The organism is Actinokineospora sp. (assembly GCF_050699995.1).
In the GTDB taxonomy this organism is placed as follows: domain Bacteria; phylum Actinomycetota; class Actinomycetes; order Mycobacteriales; family Pseudonocardiaceae; genus Actinokineospora.
This window is the reverse complement of the sequence record NZ_JBOHGC010000564.1, coordinates 1-15,573: the sequence shown is the minus strand read 5'-3', so window position 1 is coordinate 15,573 and position 15,573 is coordinate 1. Positions and strand designations below refer to the sequence as shown.

General features: G+C 70.9%; 7 protein-coding genes and 1 pseudogene. 3 read left to right on the top strand and 5 right to left on the bottom strand.

Annotation, left to right across the window (positions count from 1 at the left end; translation table 11 throughout):
* Positions 1-121 precede the first annotated feature (121 nt).
* On the top strand, positions 122-547 hold the full coding sequence (locus ACRDSQ_RS27385; protein WP_431424954.1) for a helix-turn-helix domain-containing protein: 426 nt from the start codon (positions 122-124) through the stop codon (positions 545-547).
* A gap of 15 nt (positions 548-562) precedes the next feature.
* Here ACRDSQ_RS27385 and ACRDSQ_RS27380 read toward each other — a convergent pair whose 3' ends face one another.
* The 3 genes from ACRDSQ_RS27380 to ACRDSQ_RS27370 all read right to left on the bottom strand — a co-directional run bounded on the left by ACRDSQ_RS27380 (position 563) and on the right by ACRDSQ_RS27370 (position 8,650).
* Entirely contained in the window at positions 563-6,025 is a 5,463-nt protein-coding gene (locus ACRDSQ_RS27380) for a carboxyl transferase domain-containing protein (RefSeq protein WP_431424953.1), read from the bottom strand.
* Between the two features lie 160 nt (positions 6,026-6,185).
* A complete protein-coding gene (locus ACRDSQ_RS27375; protein ID WP_431424951.1) occupies positions 6,186-7,295 on the bottom strand; it encodes an amidohydrolase family protein in 1,110 nt (369 codons plus the stop codon).
* Positions 7,292-8,650: a glutamine synthetase gene (locus ACRDSQ_RS27370; RefSeq protein WP_431424949.1), complete on the bottom strand. Its 1,359-nt coding sequence runs from the start codon at positions 8,648-8,650 to the stop codon at positions 7,292-7,294. Before ACRDSQ_RS27370 ends, ACRDSQ_RS27375 begins: the two co-directional genes overlap by 4 nt.
* 98 nt (positions 8,651-8,748) lie before the next feature.
* Here ACRDSQ_RS27370 and ACRDSQ_RS27365 point away from each other — a divergent pair, with 98 nt between their 5' ends.
* Entirely contained in the window at positions 8,749-9,834 is a 1,086-nt protein-coding gene (locus ACRDSQ_RS27365; protein WP_431424948.1) for a putative adhesin, read from the top strand.
* Positions 9,835-10,271: 437 nt separating this feature from the next.
* Here ACRDSQ_RS27365 and ACRDSQ_RS27360 read toward each other — a convergent pair whose 3' ends face one another.
* Positions 10,272-13,739, bottom strand: coding sequence for an ExeM/NucH family extracellular endonuclease (locus tag ACRDSQ_RS27360; protein WP_431424947.1), 3,468 nt, complete (start codon positions 13,737-13,739; stop codon positions 10,272-10,274).
* A gap of 261 nt (positions 13,740-14,000) precedes the next feature.
* Positions 14,001-14,661 (bottom strand): annotated as a pseudogene (locus tag ACRDSQ_RS27355) (FGGY family carbohydrate kinase); the annotation flags it as partial.
* A gap of 248 nt (positions 14,662-14,909) precedes the next feature.
* Here ACRDSQ_RS27355 and ACRDSQ_RS27350 point away from each other — a divergent pair.
* Positions 14,910-15,197 carry a glycerol-3-phosphate dehydrogenase C-terminal domain-containing protein gene (locus tag ACRDSQ_RS27350; RefSeq protein WP_431424946.1) on the top strand — a complete coding sequence of 96 codons (288 nt, stop codon included), beginning with the start codon at positions 14,910-14,912 and terminating at the stop codon, positions 15,195-15,197.
* Positions 15,198-15,573: the final 376 nt, after the last annotated feature.

Here is a 15,573-nt window from a genome sequence, read left to right as displayed (position 1 = left end):
AGTACACCCAGTACGAGCGGCTTTCCGGCGGCACGCCCAGCGGAAACCTGGATCCGCCGATAGCCCGACAACGTTCGTGGACACACTAGCTTCCTACTTCAAGCCGACTTAAGGTCAAGTCATGCTCGACATCGGTGAAGTGGTGCGCCGCACCGGCGTCCCGGCCTCCACACTGCGCTACTACGAGGACAAGGGCCTGCTCGCTGCGAGCGGCAGGCACGGGCTGCGCCGCCAGTACGACGAGGGCGCGCTCGACCGGCTCGCCTTGATCGCGGTGGGCCGCGCGGCGGGCTTCTCCCTCGACGAGATCGCGGGCATGTTCGCCCCTGACGGCACCCCGCGCATCGACCGGGTGCTCCTCACCGCCAAGGCCGACGAACTCGACGCGACGATCACCAAACTCACCGCCCTGCGCGACTCCCTGCGCCACGCCGCGGCCTGCCCCGCGCCCAGCCACCTGGCCTGCCCCAACTTCCGCCGCATCCTCGACGAGGCCACGTGGCAGCCGGGCGCCAAACAACGGCGGCCCGCACTCGTCCAGGAGTGACGGGCCGCCCTCGCTCTACGCCAACCGGGCCTCGATCGCCTCGATGACCCGCGGCCGAAGCTCATCGGCCTGGATCACCGCGTCGACCGAGCCGACCTCGACCGCACGCCCGATGTGGTGGACCCGGTCGAACTCGGCCGCGACCTCGCTGAGCTTCTCCGTGCGCACCGAGGCACGCAGCTCGTCCAGTTCCGCGGTCAGCGCCGCCCGCTCGGCCCCGGTGGCCGCCGCGCTGCGGGCCTCCAGGTCCCGCACCCGCGGGTCGGACGCCGTGCGGACCGCGACATCGCGGGTGAACACCACCGCAGCGGCCGGGGCCCCGCCGAGCACGGATGCGAACGAGCCCTCCAATGCGAGCACCGTCATGTTCGGGTTCAGCGCCTTGGAGAACACCACGAACGCGCCACCGTGATACCTGGAGATCACGCAGAACACGATCGGCCCGCGGAAGTTGACGATCGCCCGCCCGATCTCCGCGCCGTACTCCAGCTGGAGTTTGCGCATCGACTCCGGTGACCCGTCGAACCCGGACAGGTTCGCCAGCACCACCAGCGGCCGGTTGCCGCTCGCCGCGTTGATCGCCCGCGCCACCTTCTTCGACGACTTCGGGAACAGCGTGCCCGCGGTGTAGGTGTCCGGGCCGTCGGTGGGCGGGAAACCGCGCCGCTGCACCGACTGCGACTCGATCCCCACCAGGCACACCGGGATGCCGCCCAGGTGCGCGTCCTGCACGACGGCGGTCTCCGCGTCGGCCATGCCCGCCCAGCGTTCCAGCACCGGCCGGTCCTGGTCGGACAGCGCCCGCATCACGACCCGGATGTCGAAGGGCTTCTTGCGGTCCGGGTTCGTCTCGGCGGAGAAGATCTGCCCGACGCTGGTGAAGTCGCTGCCCACCACGTCGTGCGGGAAGCCGGTCACATCGCGGTCGCGCGGGTCGCTGGTCTCCACCCGGCGCGGCCCGGTTTCCCCTGGGGCGACGTAGGTGTGGTCGTAGTACGACATCAGCAGGTCCCGGGCCGCCCCCAGGTCCGGCGCCCAGTACTGGGCCTGCCCGTTGGGTCCCATGACCCGGTCGTAGCCGCCTATCCCGAAGTTGTCCTCGGCCGACACCCCGCCGGAGAAGTCCAGCGACTGCTTGCCGGTGAGCACCATGGCCGAGTCCGGTGTCATCACCAGGATGCCCTTGGTGTGCATGAGCATCGTCGCTTCGGCGTTCCAGTACGGCTGGGCGCCCACGTTGATGCCCGCGACCACGATGTTGATCTCGCCGCCGTCCTGGGTGAACGTGACGATCCGCTTGAGCGCGGCCGCCACCCAGTCCATGTTCTCGGTGCCCGACTCCATGGAGATCCGGGCGCCGGAGGACACCGTGTACCACTCCACGGGCACCTGGAGCCGCTCGGCGAGGTCCAGCGCGGCGATCACCCGGCGGCACTCCGGTTCGGCCAGCGCGCCGAGCGATGTGGTCGGGTCGCCGAGCAGCACGACGCGGGTGACACCCTCCGGGTGCCGGGCGGTCGGGGTGCGGACGACGCCCGCGACGATGGCCGCAGAGTTCTGCCCCTTGGGCCGGTCGACGGGCACCAGCGCGTGGTTCTCGTCCAGGTCGTACTCGGTGAACTCGCCGATCATGCCGGTGATCTCGTAGGGGTACACCGTGTTCCGGCTGCTCGCCCGCACCACCTTCTGCCGGTAGTTGTCCAGCGGCAGGATCGGGTCGTCGGACGGCTCACCGATCGTGAGCGCCCCGGCGCCGGTGGCGTCGAAGGAGATCCGCAGCGCCATGCGCACCAGCTCACCGGTCTTCGGGTGCCGCTGCCGGAGGATGAACTCGATCTCCTCCAGGCCTGCCCCCGCGGTGGTGGGCAGGATCCGCCTGGCCAGCTGTTCCAGCTCGACCGGGGTGATGTCGCTGGGCTGCCAGACGTAGACCACGACCCGGTTGGTGTTGAACCGCGTCGCCGCCGACCGCCGCTCCTGGGCGCGGCGGACCGAGTCCAGGCAGGTCGCCAGGGTGTTCTCCGCGGTCGGCAGGGCCACCAGCCTGCCGTCGTGGTCGCGCAGTCCCACCAGGTCGCGGACCTGGGTGAACGCCACCAGCCGCTCGTCGGCGCGGTTCTCCCTGGCCACACAGTGGAACAGGTACACGTCCTCGTCGGCCGACGGCAGCCGCGTGAGGTCGAACTCGCGCAGGCGCTCGAGCTGCATGCGCTGGGCGATGTACGGGTGCAGGCCGCGGATCAGCCGGTCCTCGGCCATTCCACTGTCCGACCCACTGTCCGACGGGCGGAAGGTGATGTGTTGGTGCATGACCTCGCCGCCGCGGCCCGCGACGGTGAGGGTGAGCCTGCGGACCTGCGCGGGCAGCGGGTGCGGCCCGACCACCGCGGCCAACTCGGCTGCCAGCTCGGCGGCGTCCTCCGGCTGGCTGGGCCACGCCAGGTAGATGTCGGCCTCCAGCGGGCCCGCGCCCGCGGCCAGCGTGCCGAGGCCGTGCAACGCCTCGGACAGGTCGTCGTGGCGGGCCGCGGTGGACACCACGGTGAAGTCGGTGCGCTCGGCGGTCACGAACGTGCGGTCGGAGATCACGCTGGTCTGGATGTCGACCAGGCGCTTGTTGCCGTAGTACCGCCGGGTCAGCACCTCCAGCATGATCGCGTTGTCGCGCGCGTTGCGGTCGAGGTACTGGCTGAGCAGCCGCACGAGGGGTTCGGTGGTCCGCACCATCTGGTCGATCCGCTCGGCGCGGTCGGCGGCGTCCGGGTTGGCCGCCAGGTACCGCACGTGCCTGCGGACGTCGGCGTAGACCCGGGCCCGCCTGCGGCGCAGCAGCGGCTGGCCGAGCCAGGCGAACACGACACCCCGCGCCAGGTCCGAGACCGCCGGGAAGCGCACCTGGGTGGCGGCGATCAGGTGTTCCATGGCGAGCCCGACGCGTTCGCGCAGCGCCTCGTCCGGCGGCGGCTCCCGCAGCCAGGCGCGCAGCAGTGTGGCGACGACACCGGCGTCGGTGGCCGCCCGCTGCTGGGCGAGGAAGATCCGGAACACGGCGCCTTCCAGCTCCGGGGTGCGCTCCAGATCGGTCACCCCGTAGTGCCCCAGCGCCTTGGTGAGCTTGGCCTGGAACCGCTCCGGCACCCCGGCCCGGTCCACGTCGAGGCTCTGCAGGTATGTGTGGAAGTACTCCCGCGCGCTGTGCAGGTGGCTCTCACCACCGATGTCCTCACCCGCGGGCCGGTTGCGGCTCAGGTCGGCGAGATCGGCGAACGCGGTCATCAGGCGCACTTCCGCGGCCAGCGGCCGCCTGCCGCCCTCGCTCGCCTCCTGCCGCGCGGCGAGGTAGTCCCGCAGTGCCCTGCCGTCGTCCTGGCGGTCGACGTCGTAGCCGAGAAGCTGCCCACACAGGTCCTGCAGGCGGTCGGTCAGGGAGATCTCAGGGCGGTCGGGCAGGTCCCAGTCCACCGTGTCCTCGGCACCGGCGTCGGAATCGGCCATGCCGTTCTCGGCGAGCGGCTCCAGGCGCAGCAGCGGGGCGCCGGTCTCCACCAGGCTGCCCACGGCCACGGCGCATTCCTTGATCCGGGCGGCGAACGGCGCCCGCAGCACCGTCTCCATCTTCATGCTCTCCAGCACCAGCACCGGTGCCCCGGCCTCAACCTCGGCCCCGACCGCGGCCGGGGTGGCCACGACCAGCGCGGGGGCGGGGGAGCGCAGGACGCCGCCCTCGTCGCGGCTGACCCGGTGCGCGACACCGTCGATCTCGACCAGGACGACCGGGCCGGTGGTGCCCATCAGCAGGCGGTGCGGGGTCCCGTTGACCCGGATCTGCCCGGCGTGCTGGTCGAAGTGGTCCAGTTCGACGTCGACGGTGCGGACATCGCGGCCCGCCTCGATGCCGACGCGGAACCGGTGCGCCCCGACCCGCGTCACCCGGACCACGTAGGTGGCGCCCCGCAGCTTGAGGTCGAGCTTGCGGCCGCTCTCGTGCCGCACCTGCGGGCGGCCGCCGAACGCGGTGGACAGCAGCCGCTGCCGTTCGGCGCCCTCCTCTTCCTCGTACGCCTGGATCGCGGCCGCGGCGATGGCCGCGGCGGAGTGGCGCCGGCCGACGAGCCTGCCCTCGCCGCGGACCCTGTCAATCCAGCCGGTGTCGGCGCTGGCGTCGATGACCTCGGGCTGGTCGAGCAGGTCGAGCACGAAGCTCTTGTTGGTCGCGCCGCCGTCGATGATCACCGTCGTGTTCGCCATGGCGCGGCGGAGCCTGCCCAGCGCCTCGGTCCGGTCGCGGCCGTGGGCGATGACCTTCGCGATCATCGAGTCGAAGTCGGCGGGGATGGTGTCGCCTTCGCGCACCCCGGTGTCCACCCGGATGCCGGGGCCCGAGGGCAGCTCCAACCGGACGATGCGGCCGGGGGAGGGGGCGAAGTCGCGGTCGGGGTCCTCGGCGTTGAGCCGGGCCTCGACGGCGTGCCCGCGCTCGACCGGAGCCGCACCTTCGAGCCGGTTGCCCGACGCCACCCACAGCTGGGCCTTGACCAGGTCGAACCCGGTGGTGGACTCGGTGATCGGGTGCTCCACCTGCAGGCGGGTGTTGACCTCCAGGAACGCGAACACCTTGTCACCGGGGTGGTACAGGAACTCCACGGTGGCCGCGCCGCAGTAGCCGACGGCGATGGCCAGCCGCTCGGCCGACGACTTGAGCTCGGCGGCCTGGTCCGCGCTGAGCACGGGCGACGCGGACTCCTCGATGATCTTCTGGTTGCGCCGCTGGATCGAGCAGTCACGAACGCCCAGCGCCCACGCGGTGCCCTGGCCGTCGGCGATGACCTGCACCTCCACGTGCCGGGCGCCGGTGACGAGGCGTTCGAGGAACACGACGCCGCTGCCGAACGCCCGCGCCGCCTCCTGGCTGGTGCGCTCGTAGGCGTCGGCCAGGTCGGCCTCGTTGGTGATGACCCGGATGCCTCGCCCGCCGCCGCCCGCGGTGGCCTTCAACATCAGCGGGTAGCCGATTCGGCTCGCGGCCGCCACGGCGGCGTCGAGCGACTCCACCGGCCCGCGGCTCCACGGCGCGACGGGGACGCCGACCTCCTCGGCGATCAGCTTGGCGCCGATCTTGTCCCCGAGCTTGCGCATGGCGTCGGCGCTCGGGCCGACGAACGTGACACCGACCTCCTCGCACAGGGAGGCGAACGCGGGGTCCTCGGCGACGAAGCCCCACCCGACCCAGGCGGCGTCGGCCTGAGTGTCGACCAGGGCCTTCTTGAGCACCTTCAGGTCGAGGTAGGGGCGGGCCGACGCGGGCCCCAGGTTGTAGGCGACGTCGGCCTCACGGACGAACGTGGCGGTGCGGTCCACCTCGGTGTGCAGAGCGATCGTCTCGATCGCCGTCCCGGTCTCCGCGGCCAACTCCCGGGCGGCGTGGATGAGCCGCATCGCGGCCTCTCCTCGGTTGACGATCGCGATACGCCGGAACATCCGACCGACCTTCCCTCTCCTCGACATGGCCCCGAGCATGTGGCGCTCGGCGGGCCCGATTCCTAGCAGGCGGTGACAACACGACGAACCGCCTCGGTCCGAGAACATACGTGAAAACGATCGGGCTCAGTCGGCGGATGGCGCCGCCGACCCCTCCAGTTCATCTACCGGCTGATCGAACCCCGGCGAGTGGGTAGGTGGCCTGGGCGTTGTCCGTCGCCATCGCCCGCACCAGCCGCTCGGCGTCGGCGGTCGTGACCAGGTCGTCGGCGATCCAGGAGTCGATGAGACGGCCGACGTGGTGGCGGAACAGGGCCGCCCCGAGGTGGTGGGTCTCGGGGACACCGCAGCCGTCGGATGAGTAGAGGACCGAGGGGAACGGCGCGAGTTCGAGCAGCTCGGCGTACACCGCCCCCGCCCGGGCGCCGACGAGCGGAACGGCGAGTCCGACGTCGACGCGGACGTGGCCGAAGACGTGGGCGAGGTAGCCCGCCTCGCGGTGGAACGGCCAGCAGTGCAGCAGCACAACCGTCACCCCTGTGTCCCTCGTGGCCTTGAGGAAGTCGCTCAGCAGCGACGGATTCGCCTGGTCGAGCCGCAGGTCGTCGTCGCCGAACCCGGTGTGCACCTGGACCGGCAGGCCCAACTCGGCGCCGATCCCGGTGGTCTCGTGCAGCAGCCACGCCAGCAGAACCGGGTCGGTGAGCCGCGCCTGTCCTGACCGCAGCCAGCGGTCGACCGCGCGCCGGGCGTCGGCGTCGTCGGGCCGCGCGGCGGGGACGGCGAGGCCGCGGCGGTAGGCGATCACCGTCTTGAACGCGACCGCTCGCTGCCCGCGTTCGGCCAACTCCGTGCGGAGCACGTCGAGGGTGAGATCACCGTCCCCGGCCAGGGTTTCCGCGACCTGCTCGACGCGCACCACCTCGTGGTCGGTGCCGCCGCCGAGTCGGCCTGGCGTGGTGGCGTCGGGTGGGTAGCCGGTGTCGACCAGCCAGTCGGTGACTCCGGCGGCCCGGAGCAGTCTGGTCGCGACCTCCTCGGCGCCGAGGGCGAGTCGCCCCGCGGTGTACTCGGCAGGCGTGCTGTGCGGCGCCAAGCCCAGCACCGGGGCGCACCACTTGCGGATCGCCAGGCCCAGCATCGAGTCGAACGGGTCGCCACCGTGGCCACGGCCCTCGCCCAGCAGCGCGGTGAACCCGCGGTGGTCCAGGTTGTGGGGGAGGACGCCGTGGCAGTGGTGGTCGACCAGCGGCAGCCCGTCGGTGATCACCAGACCCACCTGGTGGCGGCGGCCAGGTCCGCGTCAGTCAGGCCCGCGCACCGCCGGTGTTCGCCCCGGCGGACCGTGATGATCGCGTCGTGCAGTTCCGGGCCCAAAGCCGCGGCCAGCACAGCCGAGGACTCCAGTGCGTCCGCCGCCTCGCCCGCGGAGGCGGGCAACCGCGGGACCCGATCCGGCTCGGGGAATGTCGCCGGGTCCCCGGTGATCGGGGCGGGCAGCCGCAGTTCGTCGCCGACTCCAGCGAGGCCGGCGGCGATGACCGCGCCGACGAGCAGATACGGGTTGGCACTGGCGTCGACGCACTTCAGCTCGGCGTTGGCGGACCGCTGCTCGGTCCCGACCACCCCGGTGATCATCCGCAGTGCCGCTTCGCGGGTCTCGTGGCCCCAGCACTGCCACGCGCCCGCCCAGCGCGACGGGCGCAGCCGCAGGAAGCTCGCCGGGTGCCCGGCGCCGATCGCCACCAGGGCGGGCAGTTCGCGCAGCACACCGGCGAGGAACGCCTGGCCGGACGCCCGCAGCCCCAGTGGCCCGTCGCCGCCGTGGAAGGTCGGGCCGTCGGCGTCGTGCACCGAGAAGTGCAGGTGCGCGCCCGAGCCGACACCCGCGCCGTCGACCGACGGCGCGAAGGAGGCCCGCCTGCCGTGGCCGTGGCTGACCGACCGGACCGTGTGCCGCACCAGCAGCGCGTCGTCGGCGGCTCCCACCGGGTCGTTGGGCGCCACCGACAGTTCGACCTGCGCGGTCGCGTACTCCGGGTGGAACTGCTCCACGGTCAGCCCTTGCGCCCGCAGCGCCGCGACGAGGTCGCGGCCGTACCCGGCGACCTGTTCCAGCCGGACTTGCCCGTACGCCGGGCCGTGCACCGCCGGGACGAACTCGTCGCTGTCCGCGCCGAGGACCCACTCGTGCTCGACCGCCATCACCAGCCGCAGGCCGAGGCGCTGGGCGGCGTCGACCTGCCGGGCGGCGAACGCCCGCTGGCAGGCGACGAACCGGGCGCCGTCCTGGGTGAACTTGTCGGCGGGCGCCCAGGCCCACCCGGGCATGGCGGCGAGCGGAACCAGTCTGCGCACGTCCGGGACGAGCCGCAGGTCGCCGTCCGGTCCACCGAGGTACCGCCCGACGTCGCCGATGTCGTCCGCACCGAAGGTTTCGAAGCACGGCGACGCGCCCACCCCGGTCGCCGCGATCACGGGCAGCCGCTCCAGCGGCACCGCCTTCACCCGGACGACGCCGGTGTTGTCCACGAACGACACTTCCACCAGGTCGACACCCGAGTCACGCAGCCGATGGACCGCGCGTTCGGCCGGAGCCGGATCAGCGGGGATGCGGTCGATCACGTAACCGTTCTACCACGGTCAGTGATCAACCACGCGGTCTTTCCCGCACGGCTGCACCGCGATGCGTGTTACGTCCTGCCCGGTCGCGCCGATTGATCATGGTCGGGACACGGACTGGCTGGAGGCCTTCGATGGTTGGCGTTGTCATGGGGCACGGGTCGCACGACGGAACGGACATGATCACGGTGCCGCGGAACCTGCCGCTGGAGTTCTTCACCGAGGAGGGCGCGCCGCTGGCGATCGTCAACCTGTTGGAGCTGCTCAAGCCCAACCACCACCGGGTGCCCATGCAGGCGCTGCGCCCGGGCGACCCGGTGCCGAACTACCAGTACGAGCCCTTCCAGCCTCACGAGGTGAGCGCGATCGACTTCTTCAACGGGCTCACCGTGCCCAATTTCGTCGTGGGCAGCCCCGCTCAGCTCACCACGATCTGGCTGTGCGAGGGCAACGGAACGTGCCCGAAGGATGGTCCACACACCTGCGACGGCGTCCTCGGCCGCGCGGCCAGGGGACACTGGACGAAGGTGCTCGTCCTGTCCTGCCGGGTCGACACGCGCAATCCGGGCACACCGAGCAACGCGCTCATGACCGCGGCGGGCAAACCGGACACCTCGGTGTTCGACACCCTGCTGAACTGGGTGAAGGCGTTCGTCGCGATGGCCCCGGCGGTCCAGGACGCCACGTGGGCGGCGTTGAACGACGTCGAACGCGCCCGCCTCTACGTCTCGGAACTCGAACTCAAGGAGTGGGCGGACTGCCTCGACGTCCGCACGAAACTCGCCGCCGCGGGCCGCCCGAAGGCCGCGGCGCTGATCGCGGCCACGCCCCCGGAGCTCAAGGTGCGACTCCTGCGTGACTACCCCAACTACCGCGAACTGATCACCATGGGCGTCACCCTGGACGCGACCGAGCGCAAGGGAGCCACGGCCTTCGCGTCCCTCTCGATCGCCGCCCGCACCAAGTCCTGGCAAGCCATGGCACCCGCCGCGCAGTTGCGCTGGATGGTCGAACCGGCCATCACGGCGTGGGCCGCGGCCCGCAATGTCCTGGATCTGTTCGGCTTCGGCCTCACCGGCGCCCAGTTGGTGGCGGTCTTCAGCAAGCTCGACCCGGCCGCCCAGAAGATCGCACTCGGAGAACAGGCGCTGCGCGACACCCTGGCTGCCCACGGCCTGCGAATCTGAGGCAGAGTTCCGCGCCCGCGCACCCAGCAGGCCGACCCCCGCGCCGCCGGGATTTCCCCGGCGGCGCAGGGGCGGTGCTACGGGGCGACGCTCATGCCGAAGAAGTGCAGATCGCTGTTGACGGGCTACGTGACCGTGTCGACGGTCTTGGCCGGGTCGAGGGCGACCGTGTGGGCGAAGATCGTGTACTTGTAGGTGGTGTCGCCGTAGCCGGTGGGGCGGTTGCGGCCGGTGGTGGTGGCAAGCAGATCGGGCAGCCGTCGCAGGCCGCGCCGATCGCGACGCCGGGGCCGCGAGCCGCACAGCCTCCTTGCTCAGGAACATCCGGGTTTCGCGTCCGTTCTCGGCGGCCCCGACCGCGACGAGGAACGCGACCATCACGAGCATCCCGTTTGCCCGCAGGGGCGGAGCTGTCCACTTTGGACTCGGGGAGCCGACTACCTGAGGAAGCGGAAGTCCGCGTCGTGGACTGTCCCATCGGTCAGCGTCAGCGTGAACCGCCTGCAGCCGGTCCAGCCCTTCGAGGTCTTCCAGTTGTAGGTGTAGAGATCGGTCGAAGCGTTGTACTGCAAGGCTTCCGACCCGGCCGACTGAGTCGACTCGGCCACGCCGATCGGTGCGCGCGTGTCGCAGTTGATGGCTGTCGAGGTCGGGCTGCCGGCGGCGAGGATCGTCAATCCCTGGTCGCCCGAGAGGCTGAACCGCATCGAGACCGTGCCGCCCGCCTTCGCCTTGTTCAGCGCGGGCGGGCTCATGATCGGCGGCCGGAAGCTGTCGAAGTCCCAGATGACGTTGACCACGGCCGTGTCGGTGGCGGTGAGTCCGCCTGCGTCGGTGATGCGGACCGCGATCGTGCGACTGGCCGGTGCCGCGATACCCGCCGCCGAGAACGTCGCGCTCTGGCCCGCGGTCTCGAAGGAGCCGTTGTTGTCGAGGTCCCACGCGTACGTGACCGCGTCGCCGTCGGGATCGCTCCCCGACGCCGACACCGTCACCGATGAGCCCTCGACCACGGCGTACGGTCCGCCCGCGTCGACGCTTGGCGGCCCGCTGAGGTTCATCCCGATCAGGACCGGGTCGTGGTCGGACGACCGGTAGGGGCCTGGGGCATACAGGGTGTTGACCTGGTTGGGTGACTTGAACTCGACGTTGTAGTCCAGGACGATCGGCTCGTCGGCGTTGATGTGCCACTCGGTGACGCCCGTGATCTGCGTGTTGAGCGCCGCGCTCGCCAGGGCGTGGTCGAGGTAGCCCGACATCCCCTGGAAGACGAACGAGTACGCGTGGTCGCCGAGGCGGTCGGCGATGGTGTTCACGAAGCCGTTGTCCTCGAAGACGGCGACAGGATCCTCCTTCGCGTAGGAGTTCAAGTCGCCCATGATCAGGAAGTCGGCGTCGCCGCCGGAGGTCGGATCGGTCGCCAGCCAGTCGACCAAGGCCTCGGCCGCCAGCGCTCGGGTCAAGTTCCAGCAGCCCTGGCCGTCACCGCTGTCACTGTCCCCACCCGCGCCGCACGGCGAGCTCTTCGATTTCAGGTGGTTCACGACCGCCGTGAAGCGAGCGCCGTTCGAGGCCAGCTGGAACGTCTGGGCGATCGACGGCCGGTTCAACGTGTCGATGAACCGCGGGTCCACTGCCGAGTTGATGATGGCGTGGCCGCCCACCGGGCTGACGACTGCCTTCTGGTAGATGATCCCGACCCGGATGGCGTCCGTGCCGACGACGCCGCTGTCGATGAAGCCCCACTTGTCGGTTCCGGCGGCGGCGTTCAGGCCCGCGACGAGATCCTCGATCGCACCGACGGTCGCACCGGCGGTGGCGTCGTTCTCGAGTTCGTTGAGACCGACGACGTGGGCGTCGAGCGCCGTGATCGCGCTGATGGTCTTGGCCCGCTGCCGGTCGAACTCGACCAGCGTGCCGGCGCCCCGAGCCGTCGGGAACCCGCCGCCTGCCCCGTCGCCGTTGAAGTAGTTGAGCACGTTGAACGCGGCCGCGCGGACGTTGCCGCCGACCGGGTCCGGCGCGGGCGGCCGGGGATTGGTGTGGGTGAACGAGATCGGCGCGACCGGCTGCACCCGGTAGACGGAGAAGCGGAAGTCGAGCACGCCGGTGAGGCTCGGCACCGTGTCGCCGACCCGGAGCGTGTTGGTCGCGCTCAGCCCGCCCTGCGGATAGACGGTCGGGTCGATGTTCTGGGTGTTGATGCCGTCGTCCAACAGGATCCGGCTGCGGTCGTTGAGGTTCTGGAGCGCCTGGGCGGGCGCGCCCGGTGCCACCACGTTGGTCGGGGTCTCGAGTCGACCGCCGACCGACAGCGACACCTCGCCGAAGCGGCCGAGGGTGAACACCTCGGTGACGGTCAGTTCCTGGGCGATGTCGACCCGCATTCCCTCGAACCGCTCCAGGTCGGAGACGGCCGCCACGGGGAAGCTGACCGGTGCGGGCGTGACCGACAACCCTGATCCGCAGAGCGTCGTCGCGGTCACGTTCGACAGCTGGGTGAGCCCGAAGTTCTCGCTGACGGTGCCCCTGACGCTCACCTGGTCACCGACCGACACCGGGGTGGCGCTGAAGACGAAGATGCCCTCGGAGGTGAGGTCGTTCGTGTCGGCGTCGCCGTCCTCTTCCTGGACGTAGTACCCGCCGAACTGCGCGGGCGGCCCGGTGCTCTGGTAGTCGCCGACCACGACGCCCTCGATGGTGCGCACACCGGTCTGGGCGGCAGTGGCGCCGCTGCCCTGGATCGCGTGGATGCGGGTCGCCCCGACCCCGCAGGTCGTCTGGTCGGCGGTGGTGAAGGCGAAGGAGGCGTCGGCGGCCATGGTGTCCGGCGGGTCGATGGCGTCGTCGTCGGTGACCTGGCTCGCGAAGACGGTGACGGTGCACGTCTCGTTCGGCGCGAAGTCGACCTCCGGGTCGAGCGTGTAGGTCGCCGGGCCGCCGGACGCCGACGCCTGGTGCGCGCCGCTGACGGTGCACGAGATCGAGTACCAAGGTGGTGTCGACTCCACGGTGACCGGTTCGGAGAACGTGACCGCGAGGTTCGCGTCCGTTGCCACGTTCATGGCCCCGGCGACCGGGTTGGTCGCGGCGACGAACGGCGCCCCATCGTGGGCGCGAGGAGTGATGCTGAAGTCGTCGACTGCCAGGCCGTCGTCGGAACTCGCGACGTTGAAGTCGAGCCAGCGGATCCACAAGGTCGCATTCGGGGCGACGGTGAGCCCGGAGACCGTGGCGGAGATGGCGACCCGGTTGGCGGCGTTGTTGCCGTCGGTCGCCCCGACCGGGCTCGTGACCGGGCTGGTGAAGTCGAGCGTGTTCGCGTCGCTCCACACCCCGGTCCCCAGGGAGGTGGCGTCCGTGCTCACCTGGACGTCGAGGCGGTCCGGGCCGCGGACCGGGGTTCCCGACGTCGGAAGCGCGCCCAGCCGCCACTGCTCACCGGTGTAGGCGACGTCGAGCGCCGTGATCGTAACCCCGGTGTTGTTGGTGAAGGAGGCGCCGATCGTCGGTGTCAGCGTGCCCGACAGGAGCGTGCCGAACGCCCGCTCGGTGTTGGAGACATGGCCGAAGCTATAGACGTCCCCCGCGTTCGAACTGCCCGTGCCCGCGGCATAGGCGCCGTTGTTGGCCGTGCTCGTGCCTGCCTCGTCGAGGTACCAGCCGGTCGGAAGCGCGGTGTTCGCGGTCCCGGAGGTCGAGAGCGTGTCGAAGGATTCCGAATAGCTGACGTCGAGTTGGACCAGCGACACCGAGCCCGAGCCCGCGCCCACGGCGAACGCAGGGGCGGCGGCCAGTGGCACCAGCACGCCTGCGGCCACCACGGAGCCGACCACCATCGGGACGGTTCGCCGTCGACTGAGCGCGCCAAGGCCGATCCGCGTGGGCTGTCCGAACACTGTCATCTCCGCCTTTCGGCCTGCCCCAGCGCAGGTGAGTGTAGGCACCGCTCGCGCCCAGCAGGAGGGTCTCCAGACCCTGATGCGGCCGTCGATCAGGGGCGGCGGGCCCAGCCGTAGCTGAGTTCCGCCGCGCGCCGCAGGCCTTCGAGGTCGGGCCGGTAGCCCGCGCTCAGGCCGCCGCGTAGGCCGCGCCGAGCGAGACGGTCTCGGAGATCATCGGCCGGTTCACCGGGATGTGCGTCAACAGGTTGTCCGAGGTCATGCCGCCGGCGTCTCGATCTCCGGGGCGGTGGCGATCAGGCCGAGGTTGTCGCGGAACCACTGCACCAGCGATCCGGTGCCCGCGATCGAGCCTTCCAGCGCGTACACCGCCTGCTCCCCGGCCAGCTGGTATCCGATCGTCGTCAGCAGGCCGTGGGTGGAGCGCACTAACGAGTTCCCGGTGTTCATCAACAGGAAGCTGCCCGTGCCGTAGGTGCACTTGGTCTGCCCGCGGGAGAAAACACGTCTGCCCGAACAGCGCGGCCTGCTGATCACCGAGCGCGGCCCGGATCGGGATGCCGGGGACGACCCGGCGGGTGACGCCGAAGTCTCCTGTGGACGGACGGATCTCGGGCAGCATCTGTGCCGGGATGTCGAAGAACGACAACAGATCCCTGTCCCAGTACAGCGTCGCCACGTTCATCAGCAGGGTGCGGCTGGCGTTGGTCACGTCGGTGACGTGGATTCCGCCGTCGGTGCCGGCGGTGAGGTTCCAGATGATCCAGGTCTCCATCGTCCCGAACAGCACCTCGCCGCGGTCGGCCCGCGCCCGCAGGCCCGGCACCGAGTCGAGCAGCCACCGCAGCCGGGGCGCGGCGAAGTAGGTGGCCAGCGGCAGGCCGCAGCGGTCCCTGAGCTGGTCCGCGCCCGGCCGGGCGGCGAGTTCGGCGACCAGTTCTTCCGTGCGGACGTCGTGCGCGGGCGAGGCCGGCGAGACGGCGAAGCTGTCACGGGAACACGCCGTCGCCGAACCCACCCCGGGGCTGTTCGTGATCGCGGGTGGTAAGTACACCGCCTACCGGGTCATGGCGGCCGACGTGGTGAACGCGGCCGTGTGCGGCCTGGGCCGAGCCGTGCCCGCCCTCGCTGACCGAGCGACTGCCGGTCGTCGGCGCGATCGGCTACCACGAGATGTGGGAGGGCCGTGCGGGCATCGCCCGGCGCACCGGGCTCGCCGTGTCCACTGTGGAGCATCTGCTGGGCAGGTACGGATCAGCCATCGACGACCTGATCGAGCTGATCGGGCGGGACCCGGGGCTGGCCGAGCCGATCCACGGCGCGGAGGACTACCTGCGGGCCGAAGCCGTGTGCGCGGTCACCCACGAGGGAGCCCTGCGGGGAGCGCCGGGTTGCGACGCTGGAGGGATTGCGACCACCGGCGAATCCATGCCTCACACACGCGCGCACCGGCGTCCTTAACCCCATACTGGCGCGTAACCTGTTCGGTCCACAAGATCCCGTCATTGCCATTGGTTTCACACATACGAATACACCGCCCATTTCGGACAGGGGTGTGACCAGGGGCAGCCAGGTGGACCACGACGGTTGTCCACTTCGAAGTCCGACAGCCAATTTAACTGGCAATGGGAGCGGCGGATTCCCGCGGAGACCGGGATGTGCAATTAGTCAGGTCTAATCCCCGAATGGGCGGGATTCGGTGCCGCCGCAGTCCTTGGCCGCCCGGGACGACTCGATTCCGGTGGCGGTCCGATCGTCGGCGCCGCCACCGGAATCCTGTCGTCGGCCACCTGACAGGCCGCGGTCGGGTCGACCCTCAGGCAGCGGGCTCCTCCTG

What these genes read in the sequence shown, in the direction of transcription:
- ACRDSQ_RS27385 (WP_431424954.1), top strand. Translation starts at nt 122, where the DNA reads ATGCTCGACATCGGTGAAGTGGTGCGCCGCACCGGCGTCCCGGCCTCC.
- ACRDSQ_RS27350 (WP_431424946.1), top strand. Translation starts at nt 14,910, where the DNA reads ATGTGGGAGGGCCGTGCGGGCATCGCCCGGCGCACCGGGCTCGCCGTG.
- ACRDSQ_RS27360 (WP_431424947.1), bottom strand. Translation starts at nt 13,739, where the DNA reads ATGACAGTGTTCGGACAGCCCACGCGGATCGGCCTTGGCGCGCTCAGT.
- ACRDSQ_RS27380 (WP_431424953.1), bottom strand. Translation starts at nt 6,025, where the DNA reads ATGTTCCGGCGTATCGCGATCGTCAACCGAGGAGAGGCCGCGATGCGG.
- ACRDSQ_RS27365 (WP_431424948.1), top strand. Translation starts at nt 8,749, where the DNA reads ATGGTCGGGACACGGACTGGCTGGAGGCCTTCGATGGTTGGCGTTGTC.